Below are 14,142 nucleotides of genomic sequence, written 5' to 3' on the forward strand. Positions count from 1 at the left end.
GATTGCCGCTGTCACCTCGCCGGTCACCCTGGCATCGTCGCCGGAATGCGTCGGACATCCACTCGGCGCAGCGGCCGACCGTTCACCGCACTTCGAGATGCTTTCGGCGATCCGTCCTGCGGCGGAACTGGGAAACTCGACCCGGAGGCAGCACAGTGATGGGAGTCACACCAACGTGCCGACACCTGCCTGCGACTAAAGCCGGCTGCGGTGAGGGGGAAGCGCCTAATTGGAGGAGGAACAATGGGTTCGCACCCAGTTGAACCGGCTGCTGGATCACCGGCTGCCGTGGACTTCACGGAAGTCCAGCAAACCGAGCAGTTCCGGGAACTGCGCAAGCGCCACCGTAGTTTCGTCTTTCCCATGGCAGTGGTTTTCCTGCTCTGGTACTTCGCCTACGTGCTCCTGGCTGACTATGCCCATGAGTTCATGGCCACACCCGTGTGGGGCAACATCAATATCGGAATCATCCTGGGACTGCTGCAGTTCGTCAGCACCTTCGGCATCACCATGTGGTACGTCAGCTACGCCAACAAGCGGCTCGACCCGATCGCAGCGAACATCCGGCACGAACTCGAAGAAGCAGCCCCCGAGGCTTTCAGTGACACACCAGGCGGAAAGAAATGACCACTACCGTAAGTGCGGGCATCCGTCTGCCGATGCAGACCGCCGAATCGACGCAGGTCGGCGAGCCATGGCTGAACATCCTCATCTTCGGCCTGTTCGTGGCGATCACGCTGGTGATCGTGCTTCGGGCCAGCCGCAACAACAAGACTGCGGCCGACTACTACGCTGCGGGGCGGTCCTTCACCGGACCGCAGAACGGCACCGCGATTGCCGGTGACTATCTTTCGGCGGCTTCCTTCCTCGGAATCGTCGGCGCCATCGCCATCAACGGCTACGACGGCTTCCTCTACTCCATCGGGTTCCTCGTGGCATGGCTCGTCGCCCTCCTGCTGGTCGCCGAACTCCTGAGGAACACCGGGAAGTTCACGATGGCCGATGTGCTTTCCTTCCGCCTGAAGCAGCGTCCGGTGCGCATTGCGGCAGCCATCACCACCCTTGCTGTTTGCTTCTTCTACCTTCTGGCGCAAATGGCCGGTGCCGGAGGACTTGTCTCACTCCTGCTCGGCATCAATGACCGCCTGGGTCAGTCCGTGGTCATTACGGTGGTCGGTGTGCTGATGATCATGTACGTGCTGATCGGTGGCATGAAGGGCACCACCTGGGTGCAGATCATCAAGGCCTGCCTGCTCATCGCCGGTGCCTTTATCATGACTGTCTGGGTGCTGGCCCTCCACGGCTTCAACCTCTCCACCCTGCTCGGTGCAGCGATCGAGACCTCCGGTAATGCGGCCATCACCAGCCCGGGCCTGCAGTACGGCGTCAGTGCCATCACCAGGCTGGACTTCCTGTCCCTCGCCCTGGCGCTGGTCCTCGGAACCGCAGCCCTGCCCCACGTGCTCATGCGCTTCTACACGGTTCCTACCGCGAAGGAAGCCCGGCGCTCAGTGGTGTGGGCCATCTGGCTCATCGGCGCGTTCTACCTGTTCACCCTGGTGCTCGGTTACGGCGCCAGCGCGCTGATCGGAGCAGACCGCATCACCGCGGCTCCGGGCGGCGTCAACTCCGCGGCACCGTTGCTCGCGTTCGAACTGGGTGGATCACTGCTCCTCGGCCTGATCTCCGCGGTGGCGTTCGCAACCATCCTTGCGGTGGTGGCAGGTCTGACCATTACGGCTGCAGCCTCCTTCGCCCATGACATCTACGCCAACGTGATCCGCCGCGGCAAGGTGGATCCCGACGGCGAGGTCAAGGTTGCACGGCGCACCGTCGTCGTGATCGGCCTGCTGTCGATCCTCGGCGGCATCGGGGCGCAGGGGCAGAACGTCGCCTTCCTGGTGGCGCTGGCCTTCGCCGTGGCGGCGAGCGCGAACCTGCCCACCATCCTCTACTCCCTGTTCTGGAAGAGGTTCAACACCCAGGGCGCAGTGTGGAGCATGTACGGCGGTCTCGGATCGGCGATCCTGCTGATCGCGCTGTCACCTGTGGTGTCCGGTGGCGAAAGGTCGATGATCCAGAATGCCGACTTCTCGATCTTCCCGCTCAGCAACCCGGGCATCGTCTCGATTCCGCTGGCCTTCTTCCTCGGCTGGCTCGGCACCACCCTGTCGAAGACCACCGAGGACCCGATGAAGCAGGCCGAAATGGAAGTGCGGTCGCTGACCGGCGTTGGAGCCGAGAAGGCTACCGACCACTAGGTCACCTACTCCAGCAGCACTGCAGTACGAAAGGCCCGGCTCCCACTTTTTCTCGGGGGCCGGGCCTTTCGCTGTCGCCGAAGGGTCTGACGCGAACTGCTGTCCGCGAGGCAGCGCTCCGGTCGGACAGAAAGCGGCCGGAGCGAAACCCGGCGTGCGCCTCACGACGCGGGGCGGGGACCCCTGGCCAGCAGCGGCGCCACTCGGAAGGGGACCAGTTCACCCATGGCAAGTGAGGTGTCGCAGCGCTCCACTCCCTCGCAGGCAAGGATTTTTCCATTGATCCGGAAGAGGTCCTCGGCGTCAGCAGACACTACCCGCACCAGGATGTCTGCCTGACCGGTGACGCCGAACGCCTCGATGACCTCCGGAATCTCGCTGATTCTCTCTGTGATGGCGGTCAGTTTCTGCTGCTGGACGTGCACGTGGATGAAGGCCGTCAGGGGGTAGCCGAGTGATGCCGTGTTGATCCGCCGCTCGAAGGAGAGGAACACGGACTTCTTCTCGAGCTGCGCCATGCGTGCCTGCACTGTATTGCGGGAAAGTCCGAGCTTTTCGGCAAGGGCCACCACCGTCCGCCGGGGGTCTTTGGCCAGGGCCAGAAGTAGGCGGGTGTCAGTACTGTCGAGGGGTTGCATAATGCACAACGCTAGCACGGCCCGGGCCACCGAAATAGAGCATATTGCTCAACGAATCGAGAAACGGTTGTGCTGACTGTCTTCTGTGAGTAGGGTCACACTAACTTCAGGTAAAGGTGCCTGACTCTCTTTCCGGACGCGTCGTGCTGGCCGGAAGGAGAAGCTGCAGTGGAAGGTGCGTGCGATTGTGGCCCTGAGTGAAACGAGCGGAACCAGTGCACGGCAGGGCGCTGCGGACAGCGTGGACGGCACCGACCTGATCCAGCTCATCGACGCCGTGGGGACCCGGCACCCGAACCCGCATTACGATCCCCTGGTGGCCGACGTCGACGGCGCGGCACTGCAGGCGCTGTACGAGGACATGGTGGTGGTGCGGCGCATCGATGCCGAGGCCACCGCCCTGCAGCGTCAGGGCGAGCTGGCCCTGTGGCCACCGCTCCTCGGTCAGGAAGCCGCGCAGATCGGTTCCGGCAGGGCGCTGCGCCAGGATGATTTCGTCTTCTCGAGCTACCGCGAGAATGGGGTGGCGTATTGCAGGGGAGTGGACCTCACCGACCTGCTCCGGGTATGGCGGGGCAATGCGTCGTCGGGCTGGGACCCCTACGCCATCAACATGGCCACACCCCAGGTGATCATCGGAGCCCAGACGCTGCATGCGACCGGCTATGCGATGGGCATCCTGAACGACGGCGCCGATTCGGTGGCCGTCACCTACTTCGGCGATGGGGCCACCAGCCAGGGCGACGTGAATGAAGCCCTGGTCTTCGCCGCAAGTTACCAGGCCCCTGTGGTGTTCTTCTGCCAGAACAACCACTGGGCCATTTCCGAACCGGTGGGCCTCCAGGCCCACGTTCCCATCGCCAATCGCGCCCCGGGCTTCGGCATCCCTTCCGTCCGGGTGGACGGCAACGATGTCCTGGCGTGCCTCGCCGTCACCCGTGAAGCCCTGATCCGGGCCCGCTCGGGCGGAGGGCCCACCTTCATCGAGGCCGTCACCTACCGGATGGGCCCGCACACCACAGCCGACGATCCGTCCCGCTACCGCGATCCAAACGAGCTCGAGGACTGGGCGGCGAAGGATCCCCTGGCGCGGATCGCGGCCCTGCTCGATTCGATGGACCTTCTGGACGCCGCCTACGCCGACACGGTGAAGGCGAAGGCCGACGGCGTCGCCGCGAAGCTGCGGGCGGGGTGCCTCGGCATGGCGGAGCCGGCGCCCACCGATGTCTTCCAGCACGTCTACAGTGCACCGAACTCCTGGCTCGACCGGCAGCAGGACCACTATGAGCGGTACCTCCTCTCATTCGGCAACGGAACCACCACGGAAGGGGCCTCCTGATGTCCACGATGACTTTCGGCCGCGCGATCAACGCGGGGCTGCGCCGCGCCATGGACAACGATCCCAAGGTCATCCTGATGGGGGAGGACATCGGGAAGCTGGGAGGTGTCTTCCGGATCACCGACGAACTCCAGAAGGACTTCGGTCCGCACCGCGTGCTCGACAGCCCCCTGGCGGAAGCCGGCATCATGGGTACTGCCGTGGGCATGGCGTACCGGGGCTATCGTCCCGTGGTCGAGATCCAGTTCGACGGCTTCATCTACCCGGCTTTCGACCAGATCGTCTGCCAGGTCGCGAAGATCCACTACCGCACGCAGGGTGCGGTCAAAATGCCCATCACCATCCGGGTGCCGTTCGGCGGCGGTATCGGGTCGCCGGAGCACCACTCGGAATCACCGGAAGCGTACTTCACCCATACGTCGGGACTTCGGGTGGTCAGTGTCTCGAATCCGCAGGACGCCTACACCATGATCCAGCAGGCGATCGCGAGCGACGACCCGGTGCTCTACTTCGAGCCGAAGCGCCGCTACCACACCAAGGGCGAGGTGGACGAGGGCGCGGATCCGTCGTCGTCGGACATGGGTGCGGCCCGCGTGGTGACCGAGGGAAGCGACGTCACCCTGGTCACCTACGGCCCGCTGGTGCCGACAGCGCGTGACGCGGCGATCGCAGCCTCCGACGACGGCGTGTCCGTGGAAGTCATCGACCTGCGCTCACTCGCGCCGATCGACTTCGCAACCGTGGAGGCCTCCGTCCGGAAGACCGGACGCCTGGTGGTCACCCATGAGGCTGCGCAGTCCGGGGGGCTGGGTGCTGAGATTGCTGCGAGCATCGCCGAGCGCTGCTTCGACCACCTGGAGCATGCGCCGGTGCGGGTGACGGGATTCGACATCCCCTACCCGTATTCGAAGCTCGAATTCCACCACCTGCCCGACCTCGACCGGATCCTCGATGGTGTGGACCGCGTCCTGGGGCGGCGCAACTCATTGAGCGGACTTGAAAGGTAGTGCCCGGCATGATCAAGGAGTTCCGCCTTCCCGACCTCGGGGAGGGCCTCACCGAGTCGGAGATCGTCAGCTGGCATGTAGCTGTCGGCGACACCGTCGAACTGAACCAGGTGATCGCCGACGTCGAGACCGCCAAAGCCGTGGTGGAACTACCATCACCCTATGCCGGCGTCATCGCACGGCTTCATGAGCAGCCGGGCACCGTGGTGGAGGTCGGGTCCACGATCGTGTCCTTCGACATCCCGGCAACCGGGGAAGCAACCGTTCCTCCCGAGCGGCGCGAGCCGAACCTGGTGGGTTATGGTGCGGCCGTCGAAAAGGGTGGCAGGCCGCAGCGCAGGACGCGGAACTTCGCGGAGGATGGTGTCGGCGTCGTGGCGTTGAAGGCCGATCAGCCGGTTCAGGTAGCTCAACCGCTGCAGCCGACGCCCGCGGCGTCGGTAGCTCATATGCCGGCGATCGTGGATCCTGCGACCGACCCGTCATCGCCACCGATGCCCGCGACGGGAACTTCGGATCATCCCGCGGCTGCCATGCAGGCCAACGGCCGAGGCGAGAGGCCCCGATCCACGCCTCCCGTGCGGAAACTTGCCCGCGACCTCGGCATCGTGCTTGATTCAGTGGACGGTACAGGACCTGGACAACTGATCACCCGTGAGGATATCCTCGACGCTTTTGCGGCACGGGACGGATCTGCAGCGGGAACCGTCGGCCCTGAAGCGGCTGCGTCGGGAGGCGTCGTCGCCGTATCCGAACGGAATTCTCCGGCTGGAAGCAATACGGCGCAGGTGAGCGGAGAAACGCGGATCCCGATCAAGGGCGTCCGGAAGCATACGGCGGCTGCGATGGTGGCCAGTGCCTTCACCGCCCCGCACGTGACGGAGTTCCTGACCGTCGACGTCACGCCCACCATGGAGCTGATCGGCAAGCTGAAGGCTTCGCACGTTTTCGCCGATGCACGGATCACACCCCTGACGATCATTGCGAAGGCCGTCTGTATTGCGGTCGGCCGCCAACCGTCACTCAATTCGTCCTGGGACGAGGCTGCGAACGAGATCGTGCAGTACTCCGCGGTGAACCTCGGTATTGCGGCAGCCACACCCCGCGGGCTGCTGGTACCGAATATCAAGGACGCCGGGGCGCTCAACCTCCTTGACCTGTCCAGCGCGCTGAAGTCCCTGACGGATACCGCACGTTCCGGGAAGACGAGTCCGGCTGACCTGTCCGGCGGCACCTTGTCCATCACCAACATCGGGGTGTTCGGCATCGATGCGGGAACACCGATCCTCAATCCCGGCGAAGCGGCAATCCTCGCTGTCGGCGCGGTGCGTCGTACGCCGTGGGAGTACGAGGGGCAGGTTGCCCTGCGGTCGGTGATGACGCTGAGCCTGTCCTTCGACCACCGTCTGGTCGACGGGGAACAGGGGTCGCGTTTCCTCGCGGACATCGGCACCATCCTCTCCGATCCCGGAATGGTTCTGACGATGGTCTGATGCGTCCCCCGAATTTCCCATTCTGAGCAACGCAGGAGGAGCGAAGCAATGAGCGCTTCGCTCCTCCTGCGTTGCTGTTGCTGGTCAGGCTTCCCCGCCTACTGCAGCTCGAGGATCAGCTCCCTCACGACGGCGCCCCGAGCACTGGCGAAGCCCTGGGTTTCACCCACGTGCTTGAAGCCCCACCGCTCGAGGATGCGGATGGAATTCACATTGTCCACCACCGCGCGCGCGCGCAGCGGGCGGTCCGTCACCTGCTCCAGGAACTGGCCCACTGCCGCCGTCGTGATGCCCTGTCCCCAGCTGGCCTTGTCGATCCAGTAACTGATCTCCGGGATGTCGCCGTCGTGGTAGGCAAGGATGCTGCCCACCACGCGGCCATCGGAGAGGATGGTGCGGACCGTGATCTTCGGGTCGTTCAGGATGTCCTGCCAGTGGTGGTCGAAGACCCCGCGGTCGGCCGGGTTCTTTGCGGCGAAAGCCGCCATATGGTTTGCGCTGGGATCCAGCTGGTGCGAGAAGAATTCATCAAGGTCGGCAGATTCGACGGGGCGAAGCTCAATCACGGCGGAACTCAATTCGGTAATGGTCACGGTCTAGGGGAACAGCGTACTAGGTCGGGACAGTAGGGCATGGACCTGATCATCCTCAGATTCTCACCGCGGCCCACGACATGTCCTCCAGCAGCCCGCGCAGGCCGGCGAGGTCGGGGACTGCCCTGCCGCCATGGGTGGTATGGGGTGTCGAATTGATGAGGCCGAACACGGCGTGTGTCTTCCTCCTCAACCGGACGCGGTCGACGTCCGGAGACAGTTCAGCGAGGGTGTCCACCCAGACTTCGAGGTAACGGCGCTGGAGGGACCGCACCAGCTGCTCATCCTCGCGCTGGAGGCTGCTGAGATCACGGTCCTGGACCCGGATCACATTGGCCTTCGAAAGGGCGAAGTCCACCTGGAACCGGATCAGGTCCTTAAGTGCCGCTTCGGGATCCGTCGATGCCGCCACCACTGCAAGACTGCCGTCCAGGAGGTCCTCACTGACCCCGATGAGGAGCGCCGACAAGACAGCGGGTTTACCGCTGAAGTGCCGGTACACGGCGGGTCCGCTCACCCCGGCGGCCGAACCGAGGTCTTCGATGGAAACTCCGTTGTAGCCGCGCTCGGCGAACAGCTGCGCCGCAGCGTCGAGGAGCGCCGCCCGTCGGGAGGCCTTGGCGATGCTGCGGCCGGTGAGACGGTCCTCGACGGGCAGAACTTCCATGGGGATCCTTCGCTTTCTGCACTGGAATGCTCCCATTGTGGTAGACACCACGGTTAATAGCCACTAACCTAAATTCGGTTAGCGTCTGCTAACTGGAGCTATCGCGAGGATATTGGTCGATGGAGACACTGACGTCGAAGGTCGATACCACCTCGCCGCAATTCGTGGAGAACGATCGGGCCCAGCAGGGCCTGGTCGGGGAGCTGCGTGCACGGCTGGCAAAGGCGGCGCTCGGTGGCCCGGAGCGCTCGCGGGAGCGTCATGTCGCCCGCGGCAAGCTCCTGCCGCGCGAGCGGATCGACCAGCTGCTCGACGACGGCAGCCCGTTCCTCGAGATCGCACCGCTCGCCGCACACGAACTGTACGACGGCGAATGCCCCGGCGCGGGAGTCATCGCGGGAATCGGCCTGGTCCACAACCGGCATGTCCTCGTGATCTCGAACGATGCGACAGTGAAGGGCGGCACCTACTACCCGCTGACGGTGAAGAAGCACCTCCGGGCGCAGGAGATCGCGCTGGAGAACAACCTGCCGTGCATCTACCTGGTGGACTCGGGCGGTGCCTACCTGCCGAAACAGGACGAGGTGTTCCCCGACCGGGAACACTTCGGCCGCATCTTCTTCAACCAGGCGCAGCTTTCCGCACGGAAGATCCCCCAGCTCGCCGCGGTGATGGGGTCCTGCACCGCTGGTGGAGCCTACGTTCCCGCCATGAGCGACGAGACCGTGATCGTCCGGAACCAGGGCACCATCTTCCTCGGGGGACCGCCGCTGGTGAAGGCGGCCATCGGCGAAATCGTGACCGCGGAGGAACTCGGGGGCGGCGACGTCCACGCCCGTATTTCGGGTGTGACCGACCACCTCGCGGAGAACGACCAGCACGCGCTGGAAATCATTCGGGACATCGTCTCCACCTTGCCGGAGCCCCATCCCGCGTGGCAGCCCACGGCCTCGATGGCGCCGGCGCAGGACCCCGCTGAGCTGTACGGTGCTGTTCCGGTCGATGTCAACGCCTCCTACGACGTTCGTGAAGTCATCGCCCGGCTGGTCGACGGAAGCCTCTTCCACGAGTTCAAGCGGGAATACGGCACTACCCTCGTCACCGGCTTCGCGACGCTCCACGGCCACCAGGTCGGTATCGTCGCCAACAACGGAGTCCTGTTCAGCGAATCGGCACTCAAGGGTGCCCACTTCGTGGAGCTGTGCGATCAGCGAGGGATTCCACTGATCTTCCTCCAGAACCTGTCGGGCTTCATGGTGGGCAAGGACTACGAGGCGGGCGGCATTGCCAAGAACGGCGCGAAGATGGTCACCGCCGTGGCGACATGCAGGGTGCCCAAGCTGACCGTCGTGATCGGTGGTTCATTTGGGGCCGGCAACTATTCCATGTGCGGACGCGCGTATTCGCCGCGGTTCCTGTGGATGTGGCCGGCGAGCAGGATCTCGGTGATGGGCGGAAATCAGGCTTCTGCCGTGCTGAGCACAGTCAAGCGGGACCAGCTCGAGGCCCGGGGCGAAGCATGGGGTGCTGACGAAGAGGAAGCGTTCAAAGCACCTATCCGCGACCAGTACGAAGCCCAGGGAAGCCCCTACTACTCGACGGCCCGCCTCTGGGACGACGGCATCATCGATCCGGCGGATACCCGCACGGTGCTCGGGCTGGCCCTTGATGTCTGCGCCAATTCACCCCTGCCCGAAACCTCCTTCGGCCTCTTTCGGATGTGACCCCATGCACCCTGTATCCATGACCGGCAGCATCCCTACCAATATCCCTTCCGCCTCGACGCCGACGAGCACGACGCCGACGAGCACGACGCCGACGAGCACGGCGGTGCCCGACACGACGCCGGTGGTGTCGCCGGGTGCGCACCCGTCAGCGCGATCCGCCCTTTTTGGAACGGTCCTGGTGGCGAACCGCGGTGAGATCGCGTGCCGCATCATCCGCACCCTGAGGAGCCTCGGCATCCGCTCGGTCGCCGTCTACAGTGATGCCGACGCCGGAGCACGCCATGTCAGCGAGGCCGACATCGCTGTCCGCATCGGCCCTGCTGCCCCTTCGGAAAGCTATCTCGACGGCGAAGCCATTCTTCGCGCGTGCCGCAGAACCGGTGCGACGGCGGTGCACCCCGGCTACGGCTTCCTCAGCGAGAACGCCGCCTTCGCGGAGAGCCTCGCCGCCGCAGGCATCATCTTCATCGGCCCGCCGGTGCATGCCCTCAACGTGATGGGCGACAAGATCCGATCGAAGAACCACGTCGCCGGCCACGGCGTCCCCGTGGTGCCGGGTATCGCCGAGCCCGGACAGAGCGACGAGCAGCTCATCCGCCAGGCTGCGCAGGTCGGATTTCCGCTGCTGATCAAACCGTCCGCCGGGGGCGGCGGCAAGGGAATGCATGCTGTGCACCATCCTGAGGAGCTGCCCGGAGCACTCGTCACTGCGCGGCGTGTCGCAGCTTCTGCTTTCGGGGATGACACCCTGTTCCTCGAACGGCTCGTCCTGACGCCGCGCCACATCGAGGTCCAGGTCCTGGCGGATACCTCCGGCAACGTCATCCACCTGGGCGAACGCGAGTGTTCACTGCAGCGGCGCCACCAGAAGGTGATCGAGGAGGCGCCGTCCGTCCTTCTCGACGACGCCACGCGGAGCCGCATCGGTGAAGCTGCCTGCAACGCCGCCCGCAGCGTCGATTATGTCGGTGCGGGAACCGTCGAATTCCTGGTCTCGGATACCGCGCCGAACGAATTCTTCTTCATGGAGATGAACACCCGGCTGCAGGTGGAGCACCCTGTTACCGAAATGGTGACCGGCGTAGACCTCGTCGAATGGCAGATCCGCATCGCAGCAGGGGAGGAACTGGCCCTCCGGCAGGAGGATGTGGTCTTCAGGGGGCATGCTGTCGAGGCGCGGGTATACGCGGAGAACCCGGAAGCCGGGTTCCTGCCGTCCACCGGGACCGTGCACCGGCTGGCAGATCCGGTAGGGGAGGGCGTCCGTGTCGACAGCGCACTCGTTGAAGGATTCGTTGTACCGGCGGCCTACGACCCCATGATCGCCAAGGTCATCGCTTGGGGACAGGACCGGATCGAGGCGCTCGATCGGCTCGACGCTGCGCTCGCCGGGTCGGTGGTGCTGGGCGTCAGCACCAACATCGAGTATCTCCGCCTGCTCATCAATGACCCGGACGTACGGGCCGGACAGCTGGACACCACGCTGATCGAGCGCAAGATGCCCGGCCTCCCGTTCCGGGGAATCACGGACGCCGAACTGGCCGTCGTAGCCGTTGCCCTTGCTGACGACAACTTCACCGATCAGGGCTTCACCGGTCCGGGCCCTGCTGATGCGGGCGCGCCCCGGGGAAACAGGACGCGCGGGTCAGCTGACCGCGCTTCCGGCGGCGGCAACGGGGCAGTCCGCGCTCCCGAAGTGTCCCCCTGGCAGCGCCGCGACGGATTCCGGGCGGGAGTGAACCGCCCGAGGACGTTGAGCCTCGAGGTGTCCGCCGGCGATGTTCGAGAAATCGCGCTCCGACCCGTGAACTCGGGCCCTACCGGGCAGGACGTTCCCGGTGCCTCCCTGAACGGACGAGCCGTCTACGGAGTGACGCCGGAAGGGGGACAGGAACACCAGGTGAGCCTCGACGGCACAGGCGGTGCCGTCGTCGACGGAGTGCGCACCCCGGTCACCCTGCTCCGACGTGGCGACACGGTATGGCTAGGTGCTGAGGGCTGGTCCGTTGCGGTGAGGAAGCGGAGCCGCCGGGAGCGCCTCGACGCCCAGCTCGCCCTCATCGCGCGGGCCGACGGCGGAGTGGACCCCCAGGTCCGCAGCCCGATGCCGGGCACCGTGGTGTCGGTGTCGGTGCAGGACGGCGAAACCGTCGAGGCGGGAACGGTTCTCCTCGCCGTCGAGGCGATGAAGATGGAACACCAGCTCGCCGCCGCCGTTGCCGGCGTCGTTTCCATCAACCTCAAGCCGGGCGACCTAGTCAGAGCCGACCAGGTGGTCGCCACCATCCACGTTCCGGACGCCCTGCCGGTGGATGGACCAGATATGCCGACATCAACAGCTAAGGAAGTGCCTGCACCATGAATTTCGAACTCAGCGAGGAATACCAGGACCTGGTGGACACTGTCCGCGAGTTCGCGGATGAAGTGGTGGCTCCGGTCTCGGCACGCCACGACGAGGAACACAGCTTCCCCTACGAAGTGGTCAAGCAGATGGCATCCATGGGGCTGTTCGGACTGCCGTTCCCCGAGGAATACGGCGGAATGGGCGGAGACTACTTCGCGCTGTGCCTCGCGCTCGAACAGCTGGCCCGTGTGGACCAGTCGGTCGCGATCACGCTGGAGGCGGGAGTGTCCCTCGGCGCGATGCCCGTGTACCGCTTCGGTACCGAAGCCCAGAAGCAGGAGTGGCTCCCGTCCCTGGCCGCAGGCACCGCTCTGGGTGCCTTCGGGCTCACGGAGTCCGAAGCGGGATCCGATGCCTCGGGCACCAAGACCACAGCGGTACTCCAGGACGGCGCCGGCGGCAGTGAATGGGTGCTCAACGGAACCAAGGAATTCATCACCAACTCGGGCACCGACATCACCTCCCTCGTCACGGTCACCGCTGTGACCGGGACGTTCGAGCGCCCGGACGGAAGCGTCAAGAAGGAAATCTCGACGATCCTCGTTCCTTCGGACACTCCCGGGTTCAGGGCGGAGAAGGCGTACAACAAGGTGGGCTGGAACGCCTCGGATACCCACCCCCTCACGCTCAAGGACGTCCGGGTCCCCGAGGCCAACCTGTTGGGTGTGCGCGGCCGCGGTTATGCCAACTTCCTTCAGATTCTCGACGAGGGCCGCATCGCGATTGCCGCGCTCGCAACGGGGGCTGCACAGGGCTGTGTCGAACAGTCGCTGAAGTATGCCAAGGAACGCCAGGCGTTCGGCAACAGCATCGGGACCTACCAGTCCATCCAGTTCAAGATCGCCCGCATGCAGGCCCGGGCCCACACTGCACGGCTTGCCTACTACGACGCCGCGTCGCGCATGCTCGCCGGCAAGCCGTTCAAGACCGAGGCATCCATCGCTAAGCTGATCGCAGGTGAGGCAGCCATGGACAATGCGCGGGATGCGACGCAGATTTTCGGTGGGTACGGCTTCATCAACGAATTCCCAGTGGCACGGCACTACCGTGACTCGAAGATTCTCGAGATCGGCGAAGGCACCACCGAGGTGCAACTGATGCTGATCGCCCGCGAACTGGGCTTGTAGGGTCGGTACAGCTGACGCAGACGATTCACCCGGATTTAAGGAGAAGCAGTGATCAACAAGGTGGTTGACAGCGCGGCCGAAGCTGTTGCGGATATCCCGGACGGCGCGTCCCTGGCCGTGGGAGGCTTCGGATTGTGCGGCGTTCCAGCTGCACTCATCGAAGCGCTTCACGAGCAGGGCACGTCCGGGCTCGAAACGATCAGCAACAATTGCGGGGTGGACGGCTGGGGACTGGGAGTGCTTCTCTCCGCCGGGCGGATCCGCCGGACCATCAGCTCCTATGTGGGTGAGAACAAGGAGTTCGCGCGGCAGTACCTATCGGGCGAGCTCGAGGTGGAATTAACGCCGCAGGGGACGCTTGCCGAGAAGCTGCGGGCGGGCGGTGCCGGAATTCCCGCCTTCTTCACGACGGCAGGGGTGGGCACGCAGGTGAGTGAGGGCGGTCTGCCCCAGAGGTACGACGACGCGGGCAATGTGGTGCTCGCCTCCCAGCCGAAGGAAGTCCGCAGCTTCGACGGCGTCGACTATGTCCTCGAGGAGTCGGTGACCCCTGATTTCGCGCTCGTTCACGCCTGGAAGGGCGACCGGCACGGAAACCTCGTCTTCCACGCGACGGCCATGAACTTCAACCCACTGTGTGCGCAGGCCGGCCGGGTGACGATTGCGGAGGTGGAGGAACTGGTGGAGCCGGGGGAGCTCGATCCCGAGCACGTGCACATCCCGGGAATCTTCGTCCAGCGGGTGGTGCTGGCGCCGTTCGTCGAGAAGCGGATCGAGAAGCGCACGGTGTCGCTCTCAGTTGCGGACGGATCCAATCCGGAAGCCCCGGCCTCAGGATCGCCGACCAACCCCACTGCATCAACTAGCGCTGCGAAGGCGGTCTAGA

At 64.9% G+C, this 14,142-nt stretch carries 12 protein-coding genes; 9 read left to right on the forward strand and 3 right to left on the reverse strand.

Features of this window, described 5'->3' with window-relative positions; genetic code table 11:
* Positions 1-243: 243 nt before the first annotated feature.
* The gene (locus IWX65_RS08310; protein WP_196881944.1) at positions 244-627 is read left to right on the forward strand and encodes a DUF485 domain-containing protein; all 384 of its coding nucleotides are present in this window, start codon (positions 244-246) and stop codon (positions 625-627) included.
* Between the two features lie 32 nt (positions 628-659).
* Positions 660-2,261, forward strand: coding sequence for a solute symporter family protein (locus tag IWX65_RS08315; protein WP_196882151.1), 1,602 nt, complete (start codon positions 660-662; stop codon positions 2,259-2,261).
* Between the two features lie 161 nt (positions 2,262-2,422).
* Here IWX65_RS08315 and IWX65_RS08320 read toward each other — a convergent pair whose 3' ends face one another.
* Positions 2,423-2,899 (reverse strand): Lrp/AsnC family transcriptional regulator, encoded by a 477-nt coding sequence (locus IWX65_RS08320; protein ID WP_196881946.1) that lies wholly within the window; start codon positions 2,897-2,899, stop codon positions 2,423-2,425.
* Between the two features lie 193 nt (positions 2,900-3,092).
* Here IWX65_RS08320 and pdhA point away from each other — a divergent pair, with 193 nt between their 5' ends.
* The 3 genes from pdhA to IWX65_RS08335 are packed head-to-tail and all read left to right on the forward strand — an operon-like array spanning position 3,093 to position 6,738.
* Positions 3,093-4,238, forward strand: a complete 1,146-nt coding sequence (pdhA, locus tag IWX65_RS08325; RefSeq protein WP_334683757.1) for a pyruvate dehydrogenase (acetyl-transferring) E1 component subunit alpha — start codon at positions 3,093-3,095, stop codon at positions 4,236-4,238.
* On the forward strand, positions 4,238-5,245 hold the full coding sequence (locus tag IWX65_RS08330) for an alpha-ketoacid dehydrogenase subunit beta (protein ID WP_196881948.1): 1,008 nt from the start codon (positions 4,238-4,240) through the stop codon (positions 5,243-5,245). The genes pdhA and IWX65_RS08330 overlap by 1 nt, the downstream gene beginning before the upstream one ends.
* A gap of 8 nt (positions 5,246-5,253) precedes the next feature.
* Positions 5,254-6,738, forward strand: a complete 1,485-nt coding sequence (locus IWX65_RS08335; protein ID WP_196881949.1) for a dihydrolipoamide acetyltransferase family protein — start codon at positions 5,254-5,256, stop codon at positions 6,736-6,738.
* A gap of 98 nt (positions 6,739-6,836) precedes the next feature.
* Here IWX65_RS08335 and IWX65_RS08340 read toward each other — a convergent pair whose 3' ends face one another.
* Complete coding sequence (locus IWX65_RS08340; protein ID WP_196881951.1) at positions 6,837-7,304, reverse strand: GNAT family N-acetyltransferase; 468 nt, start codon at positions 7,302-7,304, stop codon at positions 6,837-6,839.
* Between the two features lie 82 nt (positions 7,305-7,386).
* Complete coding sequence (locus IWX65_RS08345; protein ID WP_196881953.1) at positions 7,387-7,998, reverse strand: TetR/AcrR family transcriptional regulator; 612 nt, start codon at positions 7,996-7,998, stop codon at positions 7,387-7,389.
* A gap of 119 nt (positions 7,999-8,117) precedes the next feature.
* On the opposite strand from IWX65_RS08345, the gene IWX65_RS08350 reads away from it, so the two are divergent.
* Genes IWX65_RS08350 through IWX65_RS08365 form a run of 4 tightly spaced genes read left to right on the forward strand, consistent with a single transcriptional unit; the run spans position 8,118 to position 14,141 of the window.
* Positions 8,118-9,722, forward strand: coding sequence for a carboxyl transferase domain-containing protein (locus tag IWX65_RS08350; protein WP_196881955.1), 1,605 nt, complete (start codon positions 8,118-8,120; stop codon positions 9,720-9,722).
* A 4-nt stretch (positions 9,723-9,726) separates the two neighbouring features.
* The gene (locus IWX65_RS08355) at positions 9,727-12,087 is read left to right on the forward strand and encodes an acetyl/propionyl/methylcrotonyl-CoA carboxylase subunit alpha (protein WP_334683744.1); all 2,361 of its coding nucleotides are present in this window, start codon (positions 9,727-9,729) and stop codon (positions 12,085-12,087) included.
* Entirely contained in the window at positions 12,084-13,256 is a 1,173-nt protein-coding gene (locus IWX65_RS08360) for an acyl-CoA dehydrogenase family protein (RefSeq protein WP_196881962.1), read from the forward strand. The genes IWX65_RS08355 and IWX65_RS08360 overlap by 4 nt, the downstream gene beginning before the upstream one ends.
* 48 nt (positions 13,257-13,304) lie before the next feature.
* Positions 13,305-14,141 carry a CoA transferase subunit A gene (locus IWX65_RS08365; protein WP_196881964.1) on the forward strand — a complete coding sequence of 279 codons (837 nt, stop codon included), beginning with the start codon at positions 13,305-13,307 and terminating at the stop codon, positions 14,139-14,141.
* The last annotated feature ends 1 nt before the right edge of the window (position 14,142 follow it).

The organism is Arthrobacter sp. CAN_A214, assembly GCF_015751955.1.
In the GTDB taxonomy this organism is placed as follows: domain Bacteria; phylum Actinomycetota; class Actinomycetes; order Actinomycetales; family Micrococcaceae; genus Arthrobacter_D.

What these genes read in the sequence shown, in the direction of transcription:
- IWX65_RS08315 (WP_196882151.1), top strand. Translation starts at nt 660, where the DNA reads ATGCAGACCGCCGAATCGACGCAGGTCGGCGAGCCATGGCTGAACATC.
- IWX65_RS08320 (WP_196881946.1), bottom strand. Translation starts at nt 2,899, where the DNA reads ATGCAACCCCTCGACAGTACTGACACCCGCCTACTTCTGGCCCTGGCC.
- IWX65_RS08335 (WP_196881949.1), top strand. Translation starts at nt 5,254, where the DNA reads ATGATCAAGGAGTTCCGCCTTCCCGACCTCGGGGAGGGCCTCACCGAG.
- IWX65_RS08350 (WP_196881955.1), top strand. Translation starts at nt 8,118, where the DNA reads ATGGAGACACTGACGTCGAAGGTCGATACCACCTCGCCGCAATTCGTG.
- IWX65_RS08360 (WP_196881962.1), top strand. Translation starts at nt 12,084, where the DNA reads ATGAATTTCGAACTCAGCGAGGAATACCAGGACCTGGTGGACACTGTC.
- IWX65_RS08330 (WP_196881948.1), top strand. Translation starts at nt 4,238, where the DNA reads ATGTCCACGATGACTTTCGGCCGCGCGATCAACGCGGGGCTGCGCCGC.
- IWX65_RS08345 (WP_196881953.1), bottom strand. Translation starts at nt 7,998, where the DNA reads ATGGAAGTTCTGCCCGTCGAGGACCGTCTCACCGGCCGCAGCATCGCC.
- IWX65_RS08355 (WP_334683744.1), top strand. Translation starts at nt 9,727, where the DNA reads ATGCACCCTGTATCCATGACCGGCAGCATCCCTACCAATATCCCTTCC.
- IWX65_RS08310 (WP_196881944.1), top strand. Translation starts at nt 244, where the DNA reads ATGGGTTCGCACCCAGTTGAACCGGCTGCTGGATCACCGGCTGCCGTG.